The sequence below is a fragment of the Methylobacterium soli genome, assembly GCF_008806385.1.
Classification (GTDB): domain Bacteria; phylum Pseudomonadota; class Alphaproteobacteria; order Rhizobiales; family Beijerinckiaceae; genus Methylobacterium; species Methylobacterium soli.
Map to the genome: position 1 here is coordinate 188,247 of NZ_VZZK01000009.1, position 22,564 is coordinate 210,810.

General features: G+C 66.7%; 27 protein-coding genes. 2 read left to right on the top strand and 25 right to left on the bottom strand.

Annotated elements, in window-relative coordinates:
- Nucleotides 1-78: 78 nt before the first annotated feature.
- From F6X53_RS11405 to F6X53_RS11475, 15 genes are all read right to left on the bottom strand, one after another.
- Nucleotides 79-624, bottom strand: a complete 546-nt coding sequence (locus F6X53_RS11405) for a hypothetical protein (protein WP_151000136.1) — start codon at nt 622-624, stop codon at nt 79-81.
- Nucleotides 621-1,103 (bottom strand): DUF4376 domain-containing protein, encoded by a 483-nt coding sequence (locus F6X53_RS11410; RefSeq protein ID WP_151000137.1) that lies wholly within the window; start codon nt 1,101-1,103, stop codon nt 621-623. The genes F6X53_RS11405 and F6X53_RS11410 overlap by 4 nt, the downstream gene beginning before the upstream one ends.
- The gene (locus tag F6X53_RS11415; protein WP_151000138.1) at nt 1,088-2,965 is read right to left on the bottom strand and encodes a glycine-rich domain-containing protein; all 1,878 of its coding nucleotides are present in this window, start codon (nt 2,963-2,965) and stop codon (nt 1,088-1,090) included. Before F6X53_RS11415 ends, F6X53_RS11410 begins: the two co-directional genes overlap by 16 nt.
- Nucleotides 2,962-3,543, bottom strand: coding sequence for a hypothetical protein (locus tag F6X53_RS11420; RefSeq protein WP_151000139.1), 582 nt, complete (start codon nt 3,541-3,543; stop codon nt 2,962-2,964). Before F6X53_RS11420 ends, F6X53_RS11415 begins: the two co-directional genes overlap by 4 nt.
- Nucleotides 3,544-3,561: 18 nt before the next feature.
- Complete coding sequence (locus F6X53_RS11425; protein ID WP_151000140.1) at nt 3,562-4,125, bottom strand: DUF4376 domain-containing protein; 564 nt, start codon at nt 4,123-4,125, stop codon at nt 3,562-3,564.
- A 10-nt stretch (nt 4,126-4,135) separates the two neighbouring features.
- Entirely contained in the window at nt 4,136-5,425 is a 1,290-nt protein-coding gene (locus F6X53_RS11430) for a hypothetical protein (protein ID WP_151000141.1), read from the bottom strand.
- Nucleotides 5,426-5,509: 84 nt separating this feature from the next.
- Nucleotides 5,510-6,439: a YmfQ family protein gene (locus F6X53_RS11435; protein WP_151000142.1), complete on the bottom strand. Its 930-nt coding sequence runs from the start codon at nt 6,437-6,439 to the stop codon at nt 5,510-5,512.
- Nucleotides 6,440-6,549: 110 nt separating this feature from the next.
- Entirely contained in the window at nt 6,550-6,942 is a 393-nt protein-coding gene (locus F6X53_RS11440) for a hypothetical protein (protein WP_151000143.1), read from the bottom strand.
- Nucleotides 6,942-8,696, bottom strand: coding sequence for a hypothetical protein (locus F6X53_RS11445; protein ID WP_151000144.1), 1,755 nt, complete (start codon nt 8,694-8,696; stop codon nt 6,942-6,944). Before F6X53_RS11445 ends, F6X53_RS11440 begins: the two co-directional genes overlap by 1 nt.
- A 19-nt stretch (nt 8,697-8,715) precedes the next feature.
- Nucleotides 8,716-9,810 (bottom strand): baseplate J/gp47 family protein, encoded by a 1,095-nt coding sequence (locus F6X53_RS11450; RefSeq protein WP_151000145.1) that lies wholly within the window; start codon nt 9,808-9,810, stop codon nt 8,716-8,718.
- Between the two features lie 3 nt (nt 9,811-9,813).
- Complete coding sequence (locus F6X53_RS11455) at nt 9,814-10,305, bottom strand: phage GP46 family protein (RefSeq protein ID WP_151000146.1); 492 nt, start codon at nt 10,303-10,305, stop codon at nt 9,814-9,816.
- On the bottom strand, nt 10,302-11,066 hold the full coding sequence (locus tag F6X53_RS11460; RefSeq protein ID WP_151000147.1) for a phage baseplate assembly protein domain-containing protein: 765 nt from the start codon (nt 11,064-11,066) through the stop codon (nt 10,302-10,304). Before F6X53_RS11460 ends, F6X53_RS11455 begins: the two co-directional genes overlap by 4 nt.
- Nucleotide 11,067: 1 nt before the next feature.
- Nucleotides 11,068-12,162 (bottom strand): phage baseplate assembly protein, encoded by a 1,095-nt coding sequence (locus F6X53_RS11465; RefSeq protein ID WP_151000148.1) that lies wholly within the window; start codon nt 12,160-12,162, stop codon nt 11,068-11,070.
- Nucleotides 12,163-12,164: 2 nt separating this feature from the next.
- On the bottom strand, nt 12,165-12,836 hold the full coding sequence (locus F6X53_RS11470; protein ID WP_151000149.1) for a hypothetical protein: 672 nt from the start codon (nt 12,834-12,836) through the stop codon (nt 12,165-12,167).
- A 3-nt stretch (nt 12,837-12,839) separates the two neighbouring features.
- Nucleotides 12,840-13,334, bottom strand: a complete 495-nt coding sequence (locus F6X53_RS11475; RefSeq protein ID WP_151000150.1) for a DNA circularization N-terminal domain-containing protein — start codon at nt 13,332-13,334, stop codon at nt 12,840-12,842.
- A gap of 103 nt (nt 13,335-13,437) precedes the next feature.
- Between F6X53_RS11475 and F6X53_RS11480 the strand changes: the two genes are divergently transcribed.
- Together F6X53_RS11480 and F6X53_RS11485 are read left to right on the top strand one after the other, a co-directional pair.
- Complete coding sequence (locus F6X53_RS11480) at nt 13,438-14,499, top strand: type I restriction endonuclease (protein ID WP_151000151.1); 1,062 nt, start codon at nt 13,438-13,440, stop codon at nt 14,497-14,499.
- Between the two features lie 41 nt (nt 14,500-14,540).
- Nucleotides 14,541-14,930 (top strand): hypothetical protein, encoded by a 390-nt coding sequence (locus tag F6X53_RS11485; RefSeq protein ID WP_151000152.1) that lies wholly within the window; start codon nt 14,541-14,543, stop codon nt 14,928-14,930.
- Here F6X53_RS11485 and F6X53_RS11490 read toward each other — a convergent pair.
- The 10 genes from F6X53_RS11490 to F6X53_RS11535 all read right to left on the bottom strand — a co-directional run bounded on the left by F6X53_RS11490 (nt 14,927) and on the right by F6X53_RS11535 (nt 22,564).
- Entirely contained in the window at nt 14,927-17,362 is a 2,436-nt protein-coding gene (locus tag F6X53_RS11490) for an erythromycin esterase family protein (protein WP_151000153.1), read from the bottom strand. The genes F6X53_RS11485 and F6X53_RS11490 overlap by 4 nt on opposite strands.
- 145 nt (nt 17,363-17,507) lie before the next feature.
- A complete protein-coding gene (locus tag F6X53_RS11495) occupies nt 17,508-17,804 on the bottom strand; it encodes a phage tail assembly protein (protein WP_151000154.1) in 297 nt (98 codons plus the stop codon).
- Nucleotides 17,805-17,808: 4 nt separating this feature from the next.
- Entirely contained in the window at nt 17,809-18,174 is a 366-nt protein-coding gene (locus F6X53_RS11500) for a phage tail tube protein (RefSeq protein WP_151000155.1), read from the bottom strand.
- Nucleotides 18,175-18,203: 29 nt separating this feature from the next.
- The gene (locus F6X53_RS11505; protein ID WP_151000156.1) at nt 18,204-19,730 is read right to left on the bottom strand and encodes a phage tail sheath C-terminal domain-containing protein; all 1,527 of its coding nucleotides are present in this window, start codon (nt 19,728-19,730) and stop codon (nt 18,204-18,206) included.
- A gap of 6 nt (nt 19,731-19,736) precedes the next feature.
- Entirely contained in the window at nt 19,737-19,967 is a 231-nt protein-coding gene (locus F6X53_RS11510) for a hypothetical protein (protein ID WP_151000157.1), read from the bottom strand.
- Nucleotides 19,968-19,978: 11 nt separating this feature from the next.
- A complete protein-coding gene (locus tag F6X53_RS11515; protein ID WP_151000158.1) occupies nt 19,979-20,521 on the bottom strand; it encodes a hypothetical protein in 543 nt (180 codons plus the stop codon).
- Nucleotides 20,518-20,886, bottom strand: a complete 369-nt coding sequence (locus F6X53_RS11520; protein WP_151000159.1) for a hypothetical protein — start codon at nt 20,884-20,886, stop codon at nt 20,518-20,520. Before F6X53_RS11520 ends, F6X53_RS11515 begins: the two co-directional genes overlap by 4 nt.
- 6 nt (nt 20,887-20,892) lie before the next feature.
- A complete protein-coding gene (locus tag F6X53_RS11525) occupies nt 20,893-21,156 on the bottom strand; it encodes a hypothetical protein (RefSeq protein ID WP_151000160.1) in 264 nt (87 codons plus the stop codon).
- A gap of 2 nt (nt 21,157-21,158) precedes the next feature.
- On the bottom strand, nt 21,159-22,190 hold the full coding sequence (locus tag F6X53_RS11530; RefSeq protein WP_151000161.1) for a major capsid protein: 1,032 nt from the start codon (nt 22,188-22,190) through the stop codon (nt 21,159-21,161).
- 5 nt (nt 22,191-22,195) lie between these two features.
- Entirely contained in the window at nt 22,196-22,564 is a 369-nt protein-coding gene (locus F6X53_RS11535; RefSeq protein WP_151000162.1) for a head decoration protein, read from the bottom strand.

Sequence of the window (22,564 nt, forward strand, 5' to 3'; positions counted from 1 at the left end):
CGCCGCACGAACCCCCATTGGCGCCGGTAACTCCTAACTCACGGCGGCCACTCCCTTGGCCGCCGTTTTTCGTTCAGATCACACCCAGGTCGGCACGCCGTCCACGATGCGCAGCGCCTTGCCTTCGTCCGCGATCGGATCGAAGGCGGGATAGGCCGGCACGCCCTGCGGCCCGAACGCCATCGGGGCGGTGACGATGCGCCCGTCATAGGGCTGCGCGTCGATCAGCACGGGTGAGAAGCCCGCTGCCGCGGCGATGCCGCTGGAGTTCGAGCCGGGCAGCACCTTCAGGCGCACGCGCCCCAGCCACTCGATGTAGGCCGGGAAGGCCGGATCGGGATGGCGAAGCACGTCGCCCACCACGTCGGTCGGGGCCGAGATCCGCCACGTCCGGTCCTTCACCCGCAGGTCGAGCGCGAAGTAGGCCGGGATGGCGCCCGAGGCAGGCATGAAGGCCAGCGTGCCCGCCTCGCTGTCGGCCGTCGCAATCGGTGGGCCGCCCAGGATCGGTGTGAGCGCGATGGTCAACAGCGTGCCGGAGAAGTCGAGCGGATCGCCGGGCGCCTGGAGCGGGATGGCAAGGCGCCAGTCAGCCGTGTCGATGACGGAGGTGCGAAGCGTCATGGCCACCCCGCCGTGATGTCGATGGCGTCGAGGGCGGCCTGATCGGCGGCGGCCAGGATCGCAGCCGTCAGCGCCTCCTCACGATCAAAGCAGGCCTGGACGTGCGCCCGGGCCGTCATCGCGGCGAACTCGATCGTGGCGGCGTCAAAGGTCTCGAACTGGCCCGGCGCCACCTTCCAACGGATACTGAAGCCGGGGTCCTCCTTCGCGCTGGCCTGAGCCGCGGTGAGGTAGAGGATCGTCTTCTCGTCGGTGGCGAGCGGGGCGCCAGCGAGCGACGTGCCGCCAACCTCGTGCTGCCAGCGGGCGATGGCGAGATCGGCAAGCTTGCGCTGACGAGCATCATCTAGCGACGGTTGGGCCGGCACCTCACGCCAAAGGCCGGGGTGCGCCACGTCGAGGAAGTCGCGATCGGCAACGATCCGGTTCCGGACGACGCCATGCGCGTCGAGAATTTCGGCGATCACAGCGCGCTCCATTCAATGAGGATGAGGCCGGCCCCGCCGTTCCCTGACCGGACCGCGCCGGCGGTCGAGACCCACTGGGTTGCGACGCCTCCGCTGCCGCCGCCGAGGCCGCCGGCGGCACCCTGCGGCGACCCGGATGCACCCGTGGCGACACCAGCGCCGCTGCCCGCGAAGATGCCCCCGACCCCGGGCGAGAGCGAGGCCGCGCCGAGGCTGGTGACACCATGTGCGCCGCCCCCGCCGCCGGATCCTCCGAGGTATCCCACGTTCGATCCTGAGGAGTAGCCGGACCCGCCCCCCGACCCGTAAACGGGAAGCGTGAGAAACCCGTACGAATACGTGACTGACGCCGCGGAGGCCTGCGATTGGCTGATGCCGTCGATGTCCGGGCCGCCAACGTTGCTGGTATTCAGGGCGACCGCCGTTCCGGGCCCGAATGCGCCACCGCCGCCCGTGAAGACACTGGTCGCTGTTGCGTCCGCGCTCTTCCCGCCGACCCCGGCCCCTCCCGTCGCCGCGAGCCCCGTGGTGATGTTGACGCTGCCGCTCGCGTAGGCGACCCCGAACCACGCGACCGCGCCACCGCCCGTCGCTGCGACGCCCGAGGTCGAGGTCGCCGGCCCCGATCCTCCACCGGTGTAATTGTAATCGCCGCCGGTCGCCGTCCCGCCTGTCGCCCCAGGCACGGTGCCGCCCGCCGTCGAGGCTTGCCCGGGGCCGCCGCTGTTGGCGACGACGTTGAGGCCGTTCCCGGTGAAGGACGAGACGCCGCCCGCGAGGCCGGCCTGCGAGTTCGTCGTCGGGCTGGCGGCCAGCGTGACGCCGACGCCACCCGCTCCCAGCGTTGCGGTGAAGGACTGGCCCGCAGTAGCGCTGAATGACTTGATTGCGAGGCCGCCCGCCCCGCCACCCGTCGCGGCGGCGGGGATGCCGCTACCCGCGCGCGCAACCCCACCCGAAGCGCCGGGGCCGACCACCGTGACGCGCGCCCGGCAGTCGAAGGGCGCCGTCCAGGTCTGACTCGCTTTGAGGATCAGAACATTGTCGAACCGAGTGGTCTTTGCAAGACGGTCGATCGCCGCCCTTGTCTTGGCCGACGTCAGATACTTGACGTCGTCGGTGCCGGCCTGGGCCTCGGCCGTGGAGGCCTTCGCCGCGGCGGCGAGTTTAGCGTCCAGGGCGACCTGTAGCCCTGCGATGTCCGCGACTGCGTAGTCGCCCGTCTGCGGCACCACTGTGCCGGCGCGCCCGTTGAACGAGGATACCGCGCCGGTCACGGTGGTATAGGCGGTCTGCCAAGCCAAGCCGCTCCAGGCACGCATGTCGTGCGACGTCGTATTGAAATACAGCGCCCCCACGGCCAGCGGATTGCCAGCGTTGTCGGTCGCCGGGCTTGTTGTGAAGGCGCCGAGATACTTGGTTCTGAAGTCTGCGTAGCCCGCAGCCGCGGCAGTCACTGTGGCGGCCGCCTGCGCGGCACCGGCTGCGGATTGCTCAGCGGCCGAAGCCGATTGCGCTGCCGCAATGACGTTGTCGCTGCTGTCCGAGATCGCGAGGCTGACGAGATAGTCGTTCGGCTGATCCTCGTAGGGAGTCAGCGTGAAGTACGGTGGTTGCCCCTCGGACAGCTTGGTCGTCGGCCCAGCATGGAAGCGCGGGGTGAGGCCGGGCACGCCGCGCGGCAGCGTAACCCTGAACTTCTTCCCATTCGTCAGTGTGATGGTGGCGAAGGTCGGGCCCTCGTCCTGCTCAATCAGGGCAATCCCGACGCCGTTGAGCCCGGACTTGCCGGCAGGCGAGCCGTAGCCAAAATTGCGGTTCTGGTCGTCGCCCGGGACCGGGACGGCCTGGATGGTGCTGAAGTCCGCCATCACGCAATGCCCTCGTCGACGACCCAGAGGCCGTAGCGAACCCGGTCTCGTCGCCCATCCGCATGCGTGGCGACGAGGTCGTAGCGGTAGAGGCCGAACGCGACCGCGCTGGTCCGGCCGGGCGGGATGGCAAAGGCGACCCCGCCATTCGCCTCATTGGTGATGGAGATCTCGCCATCACCGCTTGAGGCCGAGAGGGTGGCGAAGCTCGATGTCAGGTTGCCGAAGTCATCGACCGGCTTGATCGCGAACTCGACCGTGCAGCCCGTGAGGTCGTACGGAACCTGCGTCCAGGAGGCCAAGTAGGCCACGACGATCCAGCGCGACGCGCCCTTGCTGTCCAGGTCCGACTCGAAGTCGTTGCCGCTGGTCCAGTTCGGATCGCTCGGGTTGGGGCGCGCGACATACAGGTCGCCGAGATAGGTGCAGGTCGAGCCCGGACCGTAGGCCGTGCCTCGGGCCCAGGCAGGCACGCCACTCCAGGGTGCCGATCCGGGACGGCCGAGCATCAGCGAGAACGCGCCGTACCAGCCCTCGTTGTTGGCGACCCGGAAGTTGTCGGTGAAGTCTGACAGAGCCATTGCCGCTGGGCCTGCCTTCTACGCCTTGACCGCGTCGAAGGCGGCGTCCACGTCGGCGTAGGTCTTGAGCTGACCGCCCAGCAGCGGCAGGAGCTCGCTCTCCTTGTTGTAGAGTGCCTGGACGTAGCCGAAGGCCTTGGTGACGGCGTCCTGCATCTCAGCGTTCGTCGCCGCCCGCGGCGTGCCGTCGGCGAACTTGAACACATCCCCGTCCTTGCGCAGGCCGGAAGAGATCGCCAGCAGCGTGTCGCGCAGGCCGTCCCGGTCCTCGCGCGCGATCGACAGCGGGACCTTCTTGTCCTTGCCGATGGTGACGGTCACGGTGCCCTTCTCGCGGTCGTAGCGCACGGCCGCAGCATAGGCCGCGAGATCCGGCGACGGCGCACGCATCGGACGCACGTCGCGGCTTGGATCGGCAGGGGCAGCCCCAATGCGTTCGAGGTCGAAAGTGGTCCCGGCGAAGGGGACGACGATGGCGCCCGGATATGCGCCCTCCGGCACGGTTGTCGCATCATCGTGCGTGGCGATGACGAGATCGTATTCGACGTCGTCCACGACGCCGGGCTTCACGACGAGCTGCATGGGTCAGGCCTCAGATGATGATGGAGCCGTTGTTGCCGGACGCGCCGACGGCGGGGCTGGCGACGGTCGGCGCGGTGGCAGTCCCGCCGATGCGGATGATCTGCGAGGAGTTGTTCGCGACGTAGGCGAAGGTCGTAGAAGCGCCGGAGGTGTTCACCGCGCTGATCTGCGCGAAGTAGAGCGCCTGGAAGCCGTACGGGCTTCCGCTCGAGACGCAGCCGTCGGCCCGGATGAGGCCGGGATTCGAGGCGAAGTAGCCGGCCTGCCCGTTGTTGATCGCGGCGCCGGAGGCAGCGAGCACGACGATGGCGGCGTTGCCCTCGACGCCGTACTGGCCGTTGGCGCGGGCGTAGACCGGCGGTCCGGCTGTGGAGAAGTCGCCGTCGGCCGTGACCACGCCGCCGCCCGTGACGGACAGGCCATCAAGCGCGTTCGACTGGCAGCTCAGTGCCGCTCCAGCCTTGAGCGTCATCGTGCCGTTGTTGCCCACCACCACGCCATGCAGGCCGGAGCCGAGGAAGTGGCAGGTTCCGTAGAGGGCGGTGTCGGAGAACAGGCTCAGCAGACCGCAGTTCTGGGCGTTGACACAGGAGACCCGGGTCAGCGTCTGACTGCCGTTGAGAAGCCTCAGGATGTTGACGCCCGTGCCGGTCTGATCGCTCGTCAGCAGGACGTCCTGCAGGTTACCCAGGTTGCCGATCACGGTGAACGAGGTGCCGTTCGCGAAGAAGAGCTCGGACGAGTAACTGTTGCGCAGCGCGTTGAGGTTGGCCGCCGTGTCCGAGGCGCGTGCCGGCGCGCCGTTGCCCGTCGAGGTCAGCAGGTTCGGGTTCGGGATCGGGGCATTGAGTGGAGCGCCTTTGATGAAGACCCGGCTGCCATCCTTGTGGCTGAACACGACGTTGTCGGTGTAGACGAAGTGGCTGATGCCCGTACCGATCGCGATCTGAAACGTGACCGAGCCGGTCGGCAGAATGCTGCGCCGTGAGAGCCACGAGAAGGCTGCGTTCAGGTCGGCGAAATCTCCGCCAAAGCCGTGCACCGTCTTCGTGATGGGCGTATCGACGATGATCGAATTGCTGCCCGAGAACGCGATGATCGGGATCGCCTCGGCCAGCTGGGTGAGATTGTTGTTGGTCGGTGTCAGGCCCGCTTCGGTGATGACGTTGATGATCTCTCGCTGCGGGAACTCCCAAGCCTTGGCATCGGCGATGCTGCCCTGGATGCCGAGCTCGACGTTGCCGTTCTGGTAGGAGCCGTCCGGGTTATCCGGCTGGTCGAAGGGCTGGACGTATCGCATGGGTGTTCAATCCCTCGGATATGGAGGAGCGCGACCCGGGGAGCGGGCCGTGGGAGATGGCAAAAGGTGTCGGGTTGGGCGGGCTCAGAAGGCCGAGATCGGCAGGCCGCCGTAGTGGAACGTCACCCGGCTGTGAGCGGGCTTCCAGCGCTCGAATAGACATTCCAGATCGCGAGCGCGGGTGTATTCGAGGTGATGGCGCTCACCCGCACGCGCAGCGCCGGCGCGGAACCAGTCGTGCGGCGGGCTGATCGCGAGATGATGGTCGGTGCCAGCCCGGCCGCCGCTCAGACCGCTGCGGAAACACGTGAAGGTGCGGGCACCGACGATCACGCGCCACCAGGCCCGGTGCCCCGCGTCGCCGGCATGCCAGCGGTAGGGGCCAACGATCTCAAGATCCGTCGGGAGCCGCAGGTGCGGGTCGATGCCGGCCTGGGCACCGCTCGCACCGGCGCGGAAGTAGCGGCGCGAGCCTGTCGTGGGGCGGGTATCTCCGGCCCGGCTGACGCCACCCTGATACGGTGACCACTCGACGATCTTGACCTGGTACCCCAGGGCCGCGGCCAGACCGTAGAAGTAGGCCCGGCTTTGGCCACCCAACGCCGTCATCTTGGCCAGCAGCGCGTCGCGCCGCGCCTCCACGGTCGTGGGCACCACCGTACAGGTGTCGGGCAGACCGAAGGCCCGCTCCCACTCGGACAGGAGCTCCGTCGTGAAGCGCGGGTCAGTCTCGATCTCCAGCAGGTCCGCGGCGCGGCCATCCACGCCGCCCCAGATCTGCCCGAGCCCGGAGACGAGGCCCATAAGGGTCGACTTCGGATCGCGCGGCCAAGCCGCGCCGACCGGCAGCAGCGCGGCGAGGGCCTCGGCGTAGTCATCGCCGGAGCGCCGAACGAAGCGGTCTTGGCCAGATATCCTTGTGCGCGGACGGTTGGCTCCGTCTTCATCGAGCGTATTGAAGCTCCAATCGACAGTAGGAACCGTGCCGTCTGCTGAAGGGAAAATCAGGTCCACGACATCACCATTCGGCGAAGAGTCCTGCCAACGATTGTCCGCAGGCTCGTGTCAGGTTGGGCGCGCCGCAGCGAGGGGTGAGCGCTACGGAGCAGAGACCTTCCTGCGGCTCAAAGAATTGCCCACTCCACCCAGCGGGCGCGCAGGTATTCGGGCGTCCATTTCGGGTCCTGCGCCGCCAGGGCGACGCGCACGACCTCGACCAATGGGTTCGCGAAGGCATAGGCCTTCGCACCCTTGATCAGCAGCACCGCTTCCTTGCGCTCGGTCGGGCTGCCGGTGTCGTCGTCGGGCAGCATGTCGACGATCGCCTGGAGGGCGGCCGGGATCGTTCCGACCGAGACGAAGGCCTCGCACTCCGCGAAGGTGAAGACCCGCTCGCCCCAGAGGCCCCGGCCGAATTGGCGGTCGGAGATGTCGGAGAGCGGCGCCGGGAATACCGGCAACGGCTCACCTTCCGGCGTGCGGATCGCGCCGGAAATCGGATCAATCGTGCTGGGCATTAAAGGCTCGCCTGATTGACAAGGGCTGTTCTGGAAGCCGCGGAGCCGCTCCCGCCATAGAGAGGAGAGCCGACCCCCGTTGCGAGGTTGAACATGGAGCAAATGCCGCCGGTCGCAGAGCCGCCCGGACTTCCGGCCGAGCCAGTCCCGACACCATTCCCGCCGAGCCCGCCATCGCCGCCGGTCACGTCGATGCAATTCGTCGCCGTTGTGCCGGTCAGGAACCGATAAACGATCTGAACCCACCCGCCCGCGCCGCCGCCACCGCCGCCGCCGCCGCCGCAATTCCCGGCGGCAGGGGTGCCGCCGTTGCCGCCGTTGCCGCCCTTCGCCTGAATTGAGCCGACGCCTGTCGACCCGCTGCGGTTGATCGTCCTGGCAAAGATAAAGACGATGGGTCCTGCGGAGCCGCCGCCGCCGCCGGAACCGCCAATGTTGGTGCCGTCTCCACCGCCGGCCGCGCCGCCTGATCCGCCAGCAGCGCCACCAGTCAGGAGTGTATTGCCGCGTAGGGAGTCCATCTGCGGTCGCCGCAGGCGATAAGTTGGGCCGTTGGATTGGATCTGCGCAGCGCCACCCGCGAACCCGCTTCCCGCCCCGCCGGCCCCGCCGGCATAGCAGCTTCCACCGCCAACCCCGCTAACGAGAGCCCCATTCACCGCCGCCGCGCCGGCCCCCGTTGTGCCGACCCGTCCAACGATTCCGGCTGGCGCTCCGCCGAAAGAGTTGGGCGGTATCGTAGCGCCAGCCGCACCGCCTTGCGTCGGCGTCAGGGGTGCACCGCCTGGATTCCCATTGAAGCCGATATAGCCTGTTGTCAGCCCGGAAATATCAAGTGTGCCGAGAACGTGCAGCCTGAACCCATTCGTGATTAAGGTGGCCGACCCGGACAAGTTTACATTGTTGTAGTAAGTATCCCTTGTAAGTGTAGTTGTGCCGGACGACTGAGAAATGCTCCCGTCCGATCCATCCCCGAACCAAATCAAATCCGTCGCGAGCGCGTCCGAGGCACCGCTCGGCAGGTTCAACAACTGCGAGCCGTCGACGGCCGGGAGCTTGGCGGCCCCGTCGAGGGCCACGACGTTGCCCGCCGCCGTACCGGGCACCAGCGTGAGCAGCGAGCGCATCGCCGCGTAGTTCGCCGCCTGGAGCAGCGACCGCGCGTTGGTGGAGGCGTCCGAGAGCGCGGAGACCGTGTGCGTGTGCGAGAGCGCCGCCTTGCCGGCGAGCGCCGTCGCCATCGTGGTGGCGAAGTTGGGATCGTTGCCGATCGCCGCATCGATCTCGGCGATGGTGTCGAGGGTCGAGGGGGCCGCGCCGACGAGGAGCGCGATTGCCGCGTTCACGTCGGCCAGGGACACCGCGCCGAGCGCCGTCCGGCCGGCGGCCTGATCCGCGAGCGTGAGGAGCGAGCGGCCGAAAGCCGTCGTCGCGAGCGCGGCGATGGCGGTCAGGTCGGCGTCGAAAGGCTGGACGGCGGAACCGATAGCGCTCGCCTGCAACGCCCCTACGATCCGGGGATCATTGGTGTCAGCTTTGCCTGAGACTGCACTGAGAAGACCTGCAACGACACCGCCGTCAGCAAGTGTTCCTGGAGTCGTTCCGATAGGCCGGGAATCGACCATCTGCTTGAGAAAGTGAACGGCTTCCTGGACGCTCGCGAAATTCGCATTGACCTTCTGAAAGGCCACGCGCGGCTTGTCGCCGGTCCCGTCGTTTGCCGTCAGGCCGACGTTTACCGATTGAATGTCCATCAGCTTCGATTCCGTGCAGTCAGCCGAAGCTGATCGATCCCAGCGTCGCGAGGCTGGCATTGGTCGGCATGACGTGGTCGTCCATGTCGAGGTGGAAGGAGACCACGCCGGCCGCTGCGCTGATCGCCTCGGAGACCCATGCGGCGAAGATCGTCTGCGCCGCGACCCGACGGCCGCCGACGGCGCGCGCAGGGGCTGCGCGCTCAGCCAGCATGGCGGTGACGCTCGCCGCGATCGCGTTGCGCGCCGCGGCTGTGTTCGGCGTCAGAGCGCGGACCCGGAAGCCGATCGGCTCCGTCACCGGCGCGCCGACATAGAGATCCTGCACGGTGACGGGGCGCCGCTCGTCGAGGTAGGCGCGTACCGTCGCGATGTCATTCGGATTGGGCAGGCCGCGCGAGCCGGCGCGCAGGTCGTCCATCATGAACCGGACGGCAAGACTGCCGGGGCCCATCTCGTGCGGCGAGACCCAGACCCGCGTCACGCCCGGGACGTCACGCGCCCAGCCGATATAGTCGTCGGCATCACCGCCCTGGGGCACGCGGCGCATGCGGAACAGCACGCGCTCGCGCAGGCTGTCGTCGCTCTCGGTGTCGATGCCGGGCTGCAGCGCGGTGAGCGTCGCGGTGGCGTTGACGCCGGCCACGGCGGTGGCGAGCGAAAGCGAGGTGCCGACCGCCAGATTGGCGGCGGAGCCCGCCGTGATCGCCCGGATCGGGACGGGCGCCGGGCTCGGCCCCACCGTGAGCGCCTGCGTCGTCTCGAAGGTGGCGCCGTTGCCTCCAGCGAGCTGCGAGCCGGCCGGAAGCACGGTGCCGGCGATGCCGGATGCGACGGCGGTCCCCGTGGCGAAGGTCGCGGCCTGGCGCCCGCCGACGTAGATGTTGGCCCAGCGCTCCAGGAACTCGCCGCCGGCGCCACCCTCGTCGGGCAGGAACTCGACCGCGAGCCGGGCGATGAACTGGTAGGCCCCGAAGGCGAGGCCCGCGTTGTCGTCCGAGAGTACCCGCGCGCGGGAGTTCGGCGGCAGGTCCGCGCCGCCGGTGAGATAGGCGGCGAGAAAATCACGGCTGAGGCCACGGACCTCCGGAAGGCTCGGGATCTGAAGGGGCATGCGCTACGCTCTGATCCCGGTCCAGAGGTCCTGAAAGCGAAGCGAGATCTCCGGCTCGCTTCCGCGGAACAGCGTCACGTCGGCATCGATCCGGTCGAGGCCGACGCGGGTCGCCAGCACCGAGAAGCGCGTGCAGATCCGCTTGTCCTTGAAGGGCTGGATGGCTTCCCGGATGTAGGTCTCGATGCGGGCGATCAGCGAGCCTTCGCGAGCGCCCGCGCCGGTGATCTTGGCGCGCTCCGCGAGCCAGAGCCGCGTGCCGATCGGCCAGCCGTCCCAGATCGTGTCGGCGTCCGTGTCGGCCCACCAGCCCCGGCGATCGTCGCTGTCGGGGTTCGGTAGCACGTCGTCGGCCTTGGCGCGGCGGTCGGTGCAGAGCGCGATGACCACGCTCGCTACGAGCTCGCCGGACCCGTCCGTCTCCGTGGCCGGCCCGAGCAGCCAGTCCATGGTGATGGCCTCGGGCGCGGTGATGATGCGGAGGTCGTCGCTCACTTCGCCTTGGCCTTCCTGGCGAACGGCTCCTGCAGCTTGCCGCCGAGGCTGTCCCTGGTGTCCTCGGTGGCGATTTTCTTCGCGCCGTCGGAGCCGCCGACGTAGACGTCGCCGTCCAGGATGATTTTGCCGTCCTTCATGGTGATGGTGCAGCCGCCGGCGCTCAGCACGAGCGTCTTGCAAGTGATCGTGCCGGCGCCCTTTGCATCGACGGCGTAGGAGCCGTCCTTGTCCATCGTGACCGAGACCTTCACGTCCTTCTCGGCCGTGACGTCCGCGCCGTTGTTCTTCTTCTGCTGCCCCGAGCCGCTGCCCTGCGAGCCCTGCTGCTTCTCGGCGGCGACGCGGTGCACGACCCGCTTGGGGCTCTCCGCCATCATCGAGTCCTTCCCCATGTGGAGGTACTGCTTGAAGGCGTCGTGGAAGCCCGTTTCGCCGGCCTGGAGGCCGTTCAGGCGGAAGCGGCGGTCGGCGGCCGGCATGGCCATGGGATGCGAGCGGTTGCCCATTAGCCCCATGATCAGGACCTCAGCCGCTCCCTTCATCATGCCGCCCTTCGCCTGCTCGTCCGTGGTCTTCCCCATCGGGAAGGCTGTCATCCCGAAGGGATGGACGTGCTCGATGTCGGTGGACTGCTCGTCGCCCATGATCTTCGCCCCCATGGTCTGCATGAAGGGGCTGTCGTTGATGCTGTCGACCACGGCGCGGGAGATCCCCATCGCCGTGCGATCGCCGTTGTAGCGCGTCGTCGTGCGGTTCACGTCAGGCTCCGGTGAAGCCGGGAATGTTCGGCGTGCCCTCGATCTGGCCGCCGCCGTTGAAGCGCTCGGGCAGGACCAACCCCAGGGTCGAGACGGTGCCGCCCGGCCCCTGTCCTGACGTGACCTCCTGGATGGCGAGGCTCATGCGGTCGTTCGTGAACAGCATCGGGCTGTACACGGTGACCACGTCGCCGATCTTCTCCAGCCAGAGGCTGCCGTCGTCCTTGTGCCAGCCCTGGACGGTGACGTTGACGTTGATCTGCGTGGCGATGTTCTCGCCGTTCTCGCGCTGGGCGCGCATCTTCATGTCGTTCTGATCGCCCGGCATCTCGGCCATGATGACCAGCGGGGCATGATCCTTCACGGCAGAGTTCGTGACCTGCGCCGAGACATCCCGCGAGTCATCGCCGAAGCGCTCGTTGTTGCCGGTGTTCTGGCCTTTGGCCTCGACCATCGAGAACGCACCCTCGTAGTTGAAGACCGCCGAGGCCGACTTGATGTTGCGGCCCTCCTCGAGATCCGCGATCGACTGTGCGCCCTTGCCCAGGCGGTATCCGACGATGTTCCCGTTGGGGTCGTCGAACAGGTAGACGTTCCGCATGCGGCAAAGTCGGTCGATGAGCGCGAACACGGTCTCGCCGACCTGCACGTTCACCCGTTCGAACGGCTTCTCGGCGCCTGGGGTGTCGCCCTTCAGGTAGAACTTCACCCCGAACGGCTTGAGCGCCGAGTTGGCGATCTGCTCCAGGCTGTAGTTCTTGAACTCGCCCGGCTTCGCTTCGACCGTGGCGCGGGCGATGGTGGCGCTCAGCGATGAGCCGGCGATCTGCAGCCCATGCTGCTTGTCGTCGTAGGCCGGTTGCCGCGTGCGAATTTTGCCGTCGATGACGAGCCGGCCGGCGAGGTAGATCTTGGCGGCATCACCGATGGCGAGCTTCATGCCGGCCCAATTCGGGGCGCTCTCGATCGGGGACGCTGCCGTGAAGGCGAAGCGGGAGAAGAGATCCTGACCGCTCCGCGTGACCGACATGCTCTCCCAGTCGGCGTAGCGCTGGCCGTTGACCTCGATCTCAGCGATCTCGCGCGCCTGGGGCATGGTCAGGCCGAAAGCGCTTGGCCCGAAGCGGGCATGAACAGCGGGGACCAGGCGTCGTTGCCGACAACGAGGTCGTCAGCCCGGCCAGCATCACCGTAGAGACGCTGGGCGAGAGCGAGCGCGGGCATCGGTTTTGCTGTGGCGTAGGTGACGATGCGCGGCAGCGGCCGAGCCCGGGTGGTCAGGTCGCGCGTGACGGCTGCGTGAAGGGTGACGAGCACGCGATAGGTGTCGCTATCCAGCGCATCCATCGTCTCGTCTTCGGCGGCCCCGAACACGGCGTTGATCTGCGCCTGGGCCGCCAGCACCGCGTCGCTGGTCTTGAAGTCGGTCGCCGCCACGCAGCGCGCCATCTGGATCAGGCAGCGGCGCGAGGCGTCCTGGCGAACGAGGCGGGCAGAGGCTCCGACGAGATCGAGCGCGGCGATCTGGTTGCGGAGGCTCAGGAAGCCGGTGAATGTCGCCCCGGCCGCGAAGGCGGCCTGGAAGCAGGCGAGCATGCGCGCCGACAGCGTAGCGGATCGCAGCAGGCTCTCGGCTTCCGTCGTAACCGCTCCGGTGAGGCGGCGCAGATCCGCGCCTGCCGTGCCCGTCGCCGTTGGCGGAAGGCCGCGCAGACGCGTGCAGATGCTGGCGATCAGGCTGACCGCCTCCTGGGTCTCAGCAGGTGTCATGGTTCAGACTGCCGTCGTGCCCTGCGTCTGCTGGCGTGTCGTGGTGGCCGTCACTTGGCTGTCCGCAGCGTCAGCCGCCGAATTGACCTGAGATTGGGTCGAGGCGGTCACCGTGAACGCGCTGGCGGCGCCGGCCTCCAGGAAGTTCATCGAGATCTCGACGAAGCCGCCGCGCTCCCGACGCTCGACAGCCGAGTAGGGACCGGGCTGGACGTCGAACTCCCCTGCCGTCGGCAGGATGAGCAGCCCGGGACCTTCAGCGTGCAGCGCCTCAATCAGCTCGTCGCGCGCGAAGAGGAAATCCGGCCCGACGAGATAGCCAGTGATGGTGAAGCCCTCGCCCTTTCGGCCCATGTCCTCGGCGTAGGGCAGGTCTCGCTTCGGAAATTCGTGGAGGAAGGATCGCCGGCCACCGGCGCGAGCCGATTCCTCGATATGGAACTCGACGCCCCGGAAGGAGGCGGGGCGGAGGCGGTCGCGCCAAGGACTTTCGGCCATTGCGTGCTGATCTCATCAAGGCGCTACGCCGACAAGAAAATCGTCCTTGACGACCGATCTTGCCGGTGATGGTTTGGTACGAAATCGACCCAGGGAGAGAGCCGTGTCCGTCGACGAAAAATTGAGAACCATAGCTGAGCGCATCAAGTCGCATTCCAGCGCGATGCTGACCGAAGAAGCAGTCAAGACGTCTGTCGTTCTCCCATTCCTGGCCGCACTGGATTACGACGTTTTTAACCCGAATGAGGTGATTCCAGAGTTTACTGCTGATGCCGTTGGGAAGAAGGGCGAGAAGGTCGACTACGCTATCAAACTTGATGGAAACATTCGGATATTAATCGAATGCAAGCCAATCACTACTAATCTTGATAAAGTCCACCTTGCGCAACTTTACCGATATTTCTCAGTTACAGCTGCCAAGTTTGCAATATTGACCAATGGAAGGACGTTCCATTTCCACACTGACTTGGAGGCGCCCAACAAACTCGACGAGCGTCCATTCCTGACATTTGATCTCTCTGATATGCAGGCCCAAATCGTCACAGAACTGCGCAAGTTCTCTAAGGGCGAATTCAGCATCGAAGGCATCCTGCAATCTGCTCACCGGCTGAAATACACCTCCGCGATCAAAAAGGAGATCACGAGCTTAATGGAGGCCCCCAGCGAGGATTTTGTTCGCCTCTTGGTGGCCAATCTCCAAATGGGCCGTTTCACCGCCGCGGTGCGTGAGCAATTTACGCCAATGGTGAAGGCGGCATTTCGCGAGATTATCCGAGATTCAGTGCAGGCTCGACTGTCGACGGCTCTTGCAGACACTGAGGTCGCCGACATCGCAGCAGAAGTGCCGCAGGTCGGGGACGAGGAAGAACTCGTCACAACCGAGGAAGAGCGTGAGGGCTTCATGATCGTACGGGCGATCGTCCGTGACATTCTGAAACCCGCTCGCGTCGTTATACGTGACCAGAAGAGTTACTGCGGCATCCTGGTTGATAACAACAATCGGAAGCCACTCGCCAGAATGCATTTCAATCGCTCGATTAAATACATCGGTTTGTTTGACGGTGATAAAGAAGATCGTGTGAAGATAGATACTCTTGACGAAATCTATGATCTTGCGGACCGTCTGCGCACCACCGCTAGCGCCTATGTAGAGCCGGTTTCCTGACAGCCTCCCCACAACATACTCACAAGCGTAGATGGAGCAGCATGCGCACCGTCCTGATTGCCCTCCCCCTGATCCTTACGCTGCCCGCAGTTGCCAGAGCAGACCCACCATCACGGGTGGGCACCTGCTCTGCGACCGTCATCAAGAGCATCGGCACACGCTTCGAAGACAAGTTGGTGAAGCCGAAGCCCGACGATATCGACAATGGGACTACGGTCGCGCTCGTGAACGGCACCTATGGCGTTTCGTATGAATTCGTCGATGCTGTCTATCGGTCGAAGCCCGGCGATCGGGTCATCACCTGTCTTGTCTCCGTCCCCAAAAACTGCCCGAAGGGTGACGATCGTGGGCGCATGTACACCACGACCAACCTGCGCACCCTTCAGTCTTGGACGATGTCCGACTCCCAGCATATGTGCGGCGGCGCTTAGTTTTCCTGACTCGCCTGGGCCATGGTCGCTCCTCGGTTCAGGCGCACATCACGGAACAGGTTGCCGCTCGCTGACGTACTGACCCGCGTGTCTGGCCCTGGGCGAGCGACGTGCACCTCGACCGTGCCATTGTTCTCGACCCTTGGACCGCCCATGAGCGGCGACCGGAAAGCGCGATCCATCAGCGATTGACCGCCATCGCCGCCAAGGCCCAACCGGTTTCGATCGGCCGCAGCCTGCCGTGATCGATAATCGGCAGCGAAGTCGCTGTTACCGCCTGTCTCAAATGCTCTGCGCGCACGTTCGCGAGCAGCGAAGCCGGCGCCGTCCGCACGCTCGCCACTCTCGGCGACGTCGGTCTTATCAGCGCGGAGGAGCGCAAGGGCCTTGCGCCGATGCGCGCCCATCTGGTTGTCGACCTTCTCGCGGACCGTGCCGGGTGCGCCGCCAGCTGCGGCGTCCCGCTGGTTCAGATGCCAGTCCGAGACACCACCAGCGTTGATGGCTCCATAAACCTGATGAATGCCCATGCCGGGCTTCACGCCGCGATCTCTCAGATAGCGTGTGACAGCCCGCATCTGTTCGCCGGGCGACATATCCTTCGTGACGCCGTACTTCCGCGCCTGCGGCTCGCCCCATTGGATCAGCCCACGATGCGTACCCCACTTCGTGGTCGGGCCGCGTTTCCAAGGATCGAACGTTCCGCCCGTCTCATAGCTGATGACGGTAGCAAGATCCTCGGCGCTGATCCCGAGGTCCTTCGCGGATTGCTTGATGCCGGCAGCCAAGCCATCGGGGTACTTCGCGGCGATGGAACCGCCCGACTCCTCGCCGTTGCCTTCCCCCCGCTGAAACCGCCGCACCGCCTCCCCGGGCCCGCCCGGCCGCGGGCTGATACGCGGCACGCCGCCGCTAGACCCGCCACGAGCGCCACCGCCTTCGGGCAGGTAGATCCCACCGCCACGGCGAGCGAGGAGGTTGCCGACCCGGCCCATGCTGCCGACCGCGCCACCACCGCCATACGCGGCCTGGTGGATGAGACCGGCGAGGCTACCGTCCGTGCCGAAGCTCTGCTGCTGCACAGTGGCCGTGCCGTCAGTAAGCTTCCGAAGGGCCTCCTCGAGATCCTTCATGCGGCGCGAGTTCAGGTCGAGGGCGTTGCGCATCTGCTGCGCCTTGCCGCGATCGCCGCTTTCCTCGGCCTCCTTCAGCACGTCGCGCAGAAGGTTGCCCTGCTCGCGCGTCGTCGTGATCTGGCCGCGCGTCTTCGCGATCTCCTCGTCTCGAGCGATCTTGTCGTCGCCGGGCAGCGGCGCCAGCTTGCGCGCCAAGGGGCCGCTGCCGCCGTCGAGGTGCCGGAACGCCTCGGCATACCGCCCCTCATTCAGGGCGCGGATGGCCTTCACGACGGCGCTCACGGATTCGAGGAGGCTCTTGATGCCCTCAGTGGCACCCTTCACGAAGTCGCTGGCATCCTTGCCGGCCTGAGCCCAGTCGATGCTTTTCAGCGCCTCGCCGACGTCGCGCACGCTTTGCCGCAGCGGTCCGGTGATGTCCTGGCGCCCGTCCTTCACGAGGCTTTCGATGCCCTTCACGAACTCGGACACGTAGGGCATCGCCTCGGTAGCGATAGCGGTGCCGAGCCTCTGCATCGTGCCGCGCAGGCCGGACATGGCCTTCTCGAAATCCTCTGCGGCCTTCACGGTCGCCGGGTCGAGTGGGCCGAGCAGCTTGCGCTGCTTCTCGATGATGTCTCTGAGGCGTCCCAAATGCTGGTCGCCGAGACGGCCGATGTCGGCGTTGCCGAAGATCTGCTCGGCGTACTTCATGCGCCCGGCTGGATCCTGGATGTGCTCCAGGCCCTCCAGCGCCTTCATCAGCGCCTCGCCGTTGTCCTTCGAGCTCTTCAGGCTGTCCGCCAGCTGATTGAAGTAGGCCCGGCCCTCGGCGGTGCGTCCCTGCGTCCGCAGGAACTCCATGATCGGGCCGATGCCGTCCTTCGCCAGCCGCATGTTCTGAGCGAAGGTCTTGATCGCGCCCGCGCTCGCGTCGGCCTCGATACCGAACTTGCCCATCACGCTCTGGAGGACGCGCAGGTTCTCAGCCGAGACGCTGGTCTCTCGACCAAGCATCGCGAGGGCCGAGACCGAGCCGCCGAGCGAGCGGATGGCGGCGCCGACGCCCGTCATCGCCGCAACGACGCTGAGGCCCGTGATGCCGATCGCCGCGAGAGCGGGGTTCAGGGTCGTGGCGGCCGTCGTGCCGGCGCTCTTCGCCGCGCTCTCGACCTTCTGGAAACCCTTGACGACGGCCTCGGTGTGCGAGGCCCCGTCCTTCGACATCGACTGGAGGTTCGAGCGCAGCGCCCGCAGGGGCCCGCTGAACTTGTCGACGACCTCGGCCACGAGGCGCAGGGAGTCGGCTTCAGCCATCAGTCTGCCTCCTCTGCTATCTCGTCCAGGACGTCGTTGGTGTGCTTGAACAGTTCGCCGATGGCAGCGGCCGGCAACTCAAGCAGCCAGGGCAGAGGTGCGCCGCCGCCCTTGTGGATGAGGCTCAGCCTGATGCAGGCCGAGATCAGATCGCCCCCGCCATCGGCACGAAAAAAGGGGTGAGCAGCCAGGCGCAGGCGACCCAGTCCTGCGGGCCCATCTGCGCGACCGACGAGGTCGGGATGCCGCCAAGCCGCGAGATCATCGCCGCCATCTTGCGCTCGTCGTGCGTGACCCGCGGCGGGTCGGACGCCATGTCGACGATCACCGGGTTGCCGACGGCGAGGATGTCGGCCCCCAGCGGATCGCGGAAGGTGATCTCGCGGATCTCCTCTCCATGTGCCTTGATCGGCTTGCTGAGGATGTGGACGAGGCCGTCCATCGGGTTAGGCCGTCAGCTCGCGGCAGGACACGCCCTCGAAGCGCACCCGGACCTGCCCGTCCTTCGTGTTCAGCTCGTGCGCCGACTTGCACCAGGCCTCCCGCAGCACGTAGGCCTTGCCGTTCGCGAGTTCCGCTGTGACAGTCGCCTCCGTGATCGCGTCGAGCGCTTCGATCGACACGTCCTCGGTGAGCGAGATGTCGCCCTCAATGAAGGGGACGCGCGGGTTCTCGCTGTAGCCGTGGACGGTGTCCTGGCCCGCGATGCCGGCGCGCTCGAACGGCGACGGCGAGACGGTGAAGCCGCCACGGAGGGGCAACTGCCCTCCGTTGACGTAGACGTAGGCGACGCCCGCGATGCGCTTGGCCATGGCTGATCCTCAGATGGTAGGAGCGCGGGTCAGGCCGCGAGCGACGAGGGGAACTGGAGGCGGAACTGCGCCTTCACGTTCAGGCGGCGGAGGCCATTCACGATGTCCGGCGGCAGCAGCACCTCGACCGTGTCAGGGTTCGTCGAACTCCGCTCCACGACGAGGTAGTTCTTGAACAGCGTCGTGTTCTCCACGATGCCGTCGATCTCCAGGCCCTCGTAGATCGCGACGATCTCGGCCTTGATGATGAGCGGCGTGACGATCGCCTGACCCGCACCGAAGCGCGTGCCGTTGCTGGTGAGCTTCACACGACCGAATTTGGTCGACAGACCCTGGCGGATCCGGGTCAGCACCTCGTCGAGCGTCGAGAGCGTCGTCGCCACCTCGTAGCTGTTGTCGGCTTGGCCCGAGGCGTTGCGCTGGTAGCTCGTCTGCTCGCGCAGGATCTGCGGGATGCCGGCTGAGGTGCCGTCGAGATCGGTGCCCTGGATCGCGAGCCCGACCTGAGCAAGGCCGTTGAGCTGAGCCTTGGAGAAGCGGCCGGACTGCGGCGCCGGAAGGCACCCGTCGAGGGTGAGGGTCTGGAGCGGCCGGGCCGGATCGGCCGAGAGGGCGCCCGCCGCCCGAGCGGCGTAGGCCGCCGTCCACTCCCAGGTGGGCGTCGGCGAGGTCGGCTCCAGCGCCAGGGGGCTGATCACGGCCGAGTTGTTGGTCGGGCCGTAGGCGAACAGGTTCGCGTAGCTGTCCCGCTTCACCGACCAGACTTGGCCGTACGACTGGCGCACCCAGCCCCAGCGCCCGGAATCCGAGAAGCCGAACTCGGTGTCCCAGAGGCTGAACGAGCCGCTGTCGTTGAACGGTAGGGCCAGGAACTTGTGTGGGCCGTCGCCGTAGTTCGCGATCGCCGAGGTCAGGTCCGGCGTGCCGGTGCCGCCCGACAGGACGTTGTCGGTCGGGTAGGTCAGCGACAGACCGGCGGGCAGGAGCTCGCCGCCGTAGAAGCCGCGGTAGCTGTCCTCGACACGGATGTCGTTGCCGCTGAGACCCTTCCACTTCGCGGTGAGCGTCACGACGGCGGACGCCGCGGCGGCGGTCACCGGCAGATCACCGGTCGCGTTGATGGCGTTCGCGATCTTGGTCGCAACCTGCGCAGTGGTGTCGGACGAGCCGACGAGGACCTGCAGCTTCTGACCCGCGATATAGAGCGGGATGGTGCCAGCAACGGTCGGGGCAGCCGCAACCGTGATGGTGCCGGTCGCCTTCACGCCCGCCGAGGGCTCGGCCACAGGCAGGAAGAAGATCGGCGTGCCGCGGTTGATCGCGAAGGCGACCTTGAACATCCGGGCGAGCATCGAGCCCTGGCCAGCGAGCCGGTCCGCGTCGGCCTGGGTGCCGACGGCGATCAGACGATCAGCCGGCGCCTGACCTGCGGCGAGCTTGATGCCGTGCAGCACCAGCCAGCGCGGGTTGACCGGCGTGCCGGCCTGGCTCGGATCGACCTCGATTGAGACGCCCGGCAGCTTCCAAGTGGGATTGATGGAGGCGAACGAGACCATTGGGCCTTACTCCTTGGCGCTGGAGCCGGCAGCCTTCTTGGGCTCGCTGGCGGGTGCGGGGGTCTCGGCCTCGTCCTCGATCAGGCGGATCGCCTTTTCGTCGCGCAGGCGGAAGGTGAAGGCATCGCGGGGCCACTCGCCGCGGCCATGCTCGTCGAGCGTGTCGCCGCAGACGTGCTGCAGGCCATAGTAGTCGCGTCGGGTCGCCTGAACGGCGACCTTGCCAGATGCGGACATCACGGTGCCTCTCAGGCTGTGGGGGCTGGAATGCGGGTCCTGATGGCGGGCGTGTCGCCGCTCGCGCCACTTGGGGTCGTCTTGAAATTCGCGCCGCGGTAGGCTGTGGGCACGAAGGGCTCAAACGACGTCCGGAACGTCACGGAGAACTCGACCCGCGCCTCGGCGTAGTAGGTCTCGCCGTCCTTCGGGAAGACGTGTGTCTCGTCGATGCCGGTGACCGCCTCGATCTCGCTCAGGAAGGTCGTGTCCGAGAGCAGAAAGCCGATCGCGTCGTTGGTGTAGCTGTGCAGCACCGGCTCGAGGTCGGATTTGCTGCCCGCGTCGATGGTGACGAGGATGCCGAGCGTCACGTCGTGGACGAAGCTCGGTTCGCCGACGTTCGCGTCGCCATCGGGCGTGCGGTTCTCGCGGCGCAGGAACACGGTCGCGGCGGGAAGCTGGTCTGCCGGCTCGATCTGCTCGCTGATGCCGTTCCGGACGGTCTTGAACGTCCCGAAGGCGAGCAGCCGCTCAAAGGCGAGATCGCGGACCTCGATTGCCTCGGGGGTCACGGGCCGGTTCCCTGCGTGCGGATGTTCTCGGCCTTCAGCACCCAGGCCTGGGCGCCGAACCCGTCATCGCCCGTGTCCTCGATTGTGAAGACGAGGCCCTTCAGGAAGGGGAGCGCGATGTTGGAGACCTTGTCGCCGCGCTGAACCTGGATCGGCAGCTCGGAGACGCGCACGCTGAAGGTGTAGTTGTCCATTCGCGTGACGTTGCCATCGGTGTCGGCGTAATCCGCGCCCTTCAGCGCATAGATCCCGCGCACCGCGAAGGCCGGCTCGCCTGGAGCCGACCGCCGCGGGGTGACCATGGCGGCGACGCCCCAGGCATCCTGGCACGCCGCCAACACGGTTGCGTCAAGGTCGATGGCCATTGGTGGTCAGCGACCCGTGCGGCCCTTGGCGGCGTCGGCCACCGCCTGCGGATCGGGCGCCGAAGTGGCGCCTGAGGCCGGCCCCTTGGGTGCGGTGTTCTCGGACACCGGGACCACCTTCGTCTCGCCGTCGTCGGCCCTGCCCTTCTCGCGTGCCGCACCGGCAGCGATCAGGGCCTTGGCCTCCTCGGTCGAGCCGACGGAGAACTCGCCGCCTGGCGCGACGTACGCGCCATCAGCCTTCACGGTCTGGATTGCGATCATCTTCATGGTCAGATCACCTTCGCAGAGAGGGACGCGTTAATGCGGTAGGGCACCACGAGCGGAGCCGACTGCAGCATCAGGAAGCGGACGGCCGGATCGGGCTGGGTCCAGGACTTCTGGAAGAAATCCGTGACCTGGAAGCCGTAGGCCTCGTCCTTGATGCCGCCGAAGTGCTGCACGCCCTCAAGCTGATCGGAGACCATCAGGAGCCAGCCGTCCGGGACGTACTTCTGCGTCGAGCCATCGTCGGCCACGTAGGAATCCGAGTAGACCCAGATCCGGAAGGCGCCAACGTTGCCCATGAAAGTCGCGCCGTACTTGTACGAGTTCGGCGCGAGATCGATCGTGGTGCTGGGCGACGAGCGGTCTCCGCTCAGAAGCTCCTTCACGTCGTCGTTCTTGCGGAACGCCTTGAACACGTTCTGCGCCATGATGACGTCGATCGGCGAGGCGCCGGAAGCGTCGCGGACCAGGCCCGCGTATTCTTCCAAGTCGTCGAGCGGCGTGTCGGTGCCGGAGCCCCAGATGTCGCCGCCGGTGAGCGTGACCGTGAGCGAGGGATCGCGGCCGAAGTTGACGACCGTCGTCGGGTACTTCTCACCGGTGACCGTGATGGTGCCGGTGCGCAGCGCGCTTGACGCCATCCACTCCATGCGGCGCCGGACCATGCGGATTTGGTCCTCGGTCTCGGTGTCGATCGTCATGAGGCGAATGGCATACGGGTCGAGACCCGCAGCGATCGGCATGCCGGGACGGCGGCGGATCGCCTTCCCGTCCTCCAGTACGCGCTTGTCCTTGATGTATGCCGGCGTGAAGCTGTTCGTCTTGTAGCCGAGCGACTCGACGATCTGGCCTTCGACCAGCGGCGAGCAGAACGGCGCAAGACGCGGCTTGCCGGTCAGGACGTCGAAGTAGACAGCCTCTTCCCGCGAGATCGACTGCTCTGCGAAAAAGGTGCTGACCAAGAACGTGCCGACGGCAGGATCGTCACGCAGATCTTCCACGACTCGGGCGAGCCGCGCAGGAGTGTAGAGGTCCATCGGGCTTACCTCGTGATGCTAGACTGGAGCAGGATGCTGAGATCCCGCAGCGGCTCGCGGGCCGTGGCGGGCGTGACGCCAGTCCCGTAGGTGCAGGCGTTCTCGTCGAAAGTGCCGCCGAAGTACGCGACGGTGACCTTGTCGCCGGCGCTGGCGTTGCAGTCTTCGGCGAGGATGACGACCGGTGCTTGGGAGCCGTCGGACGACGCCGACAGTGCCAAGGCATACTTGCCACTCGCCGTGATCTTACCGAGCACCGATCCGCGCTTGAGGTTCTGGCCGGAGACCAGAGTGATCTGGCGGGAGACGGTCGGGCTGAGCACGAGGCCGTCGTCAGGCGTGAAGGTCGCCTCCTGAGTGAAGCTCGCGAGCAT

Bases quoted from the DNA above. Each gene is read 5' to 3' on its own strand.
- F6X53_RS11490 (WP_151000153.1), bottom strand. From the start codon at position 17,362: ATGGCTGAAGCCGACTCCCTGCGCCTCGTGGCCGAGGTCGTCGACAAG.
- F6X53_RS11505 (WP_151000156.1), bottom strand. From the start codon at position 19,730: ATGGTCTCGTTCGCCTCCATCAATCCCACTTGGAAGCTGCCGGGCGTC.
- F6X53_RS11530 (WP_151000161.1), bottom strand. From the start codon at position 22,190: ATGGACCTCTACACTCCTGCGCGGCTCGCCCGAGTCGTGGAAGATCTG.
- F6X53_RS11440 (WP_151000143.1), bottom strand. From the start codon at position 6,942: ATGCCCAGCACGATTGATCCGATTTCCGGCGCGATCCGCACGCCGGAA.
- F6X53_RS11425 (WP_151000140.1), bottom strand. From the start codon at position 4,125: ATGCAGCTCGTCGTGAAGCCCGGCGTCGTGGACGACGTCGAATACGAT.
- F6X53_RS11500 (WP_151000155.1), bottom strand. From the start codon at position 18,174: ATGGCCAAGCGCATCGCGGGCGTCGCCTACGTCTACGTCAACGGAGGG.
- F6X53_RS11495 (WP_151000154.1), bottom strand. From the start codon at position 17,804: ATGGACGGCCTCGTCCACATCCTCAGCAAGCCGATCAAGGCACATGGA.
- F6X53_RS11450 (WP_151000145.1), bottom strand. From the start codon at position 9,810: ATGCCCCTTCAGATCCCGAGCCTTCCGGAGGTCCGTGGCCTCAGCCGT.
- F6X53_RS11445 (WP_151000144.1), bottom strand. From the start codon at position 8,696: ATGGACATTCAATCGGTAAACGTCGGCCTGACGGCAAACGACGGGACC.
- F6X53_RS11475 (WP_151000150.1), bottom strand. From the start codon at position 13,334: ATGGCCGAAAGTCCTTGGCGCGACCGCCTCCGCCCCGCCTCCTTCCGG.
- F6X53_RS11465 (WP_151000148.1), bottom strand. From the start codon at position 12,162: ATGCCCCAGGCGCGCGAGATCGCTGAGATCGAGGTCAACGGCCAGCGC.
- F6X53_RS11535 (WP_151000162.1), bottom strand. From the start codon at position 22,564: ATGCTCGCGAGCTTCACTCAGGAGGCGACCTTCACGCCTGACGACGGC.
- F6X53_RS11510 (WP_151000157.1), bottom strand. From the start codon at position 19,967: ATGTCCGCATCTGGCAAGGTCGCCGTTCAGGCGACCCGACGCGACTAC.
- F6X53_RS11410 (WP_151000137.1), bottom strand. From the start codon at position 1,103: ATGGAGCGCGCTGTGATCGCCGAAATTCTCGACGCGCATGGCGTCGTC.
- F6X53_RS11525 (WP_151000160.1), bottom strand. From the start codon at position 21,156: ATGAAGATGATCGCAATCCAGACCGTGAAGGCTGATGGCGCGTACGTC.
- F6X53_RS11430 (WP_151000141.1), bottom strand. From the start codon at position 5,425: ATGCGATACGTCCAGCCCTTCGACCAGCCGGATAACCCGGACGGCTCC.
- F6X53_RS11485 (WP_151000152.1), top strand. From the start codon at position 14,541: ATGCGCACCGTCCTGATTGCCCTCCCCCTGATCCTTACGCTGCCCGCA.
- F6X53_RS11405 (WP_151000136.1), bottom strand. From the start codon at position 624: ATGACGCTTCGCACCTCCGTCATCGACACGGCTGACTGGCGCCTTGCC.
- F6X53_RS11520 (WP_151000159.1), bottom strand. From the start codon at position 20,886: ATGGCCATCGACCTTGACGCAACCGTGTTGGCGGCGTGCCAGGATGCC.
- F6X53_RS11470 (WP_151000149.1), bottom strand. From the start codon at position 12,836: ATGACACCTGCTGAGACCCAGGAGGCGGTCAGCCTGATCGCCAGCATC.
- F6X53_RS11420 (WP_151000139.1), bottom strand. From the start codon at position 3,543: ATGGCTCTGTCAGACTTCACCGACAACTTCCGGGTCGCCAACAACGAG.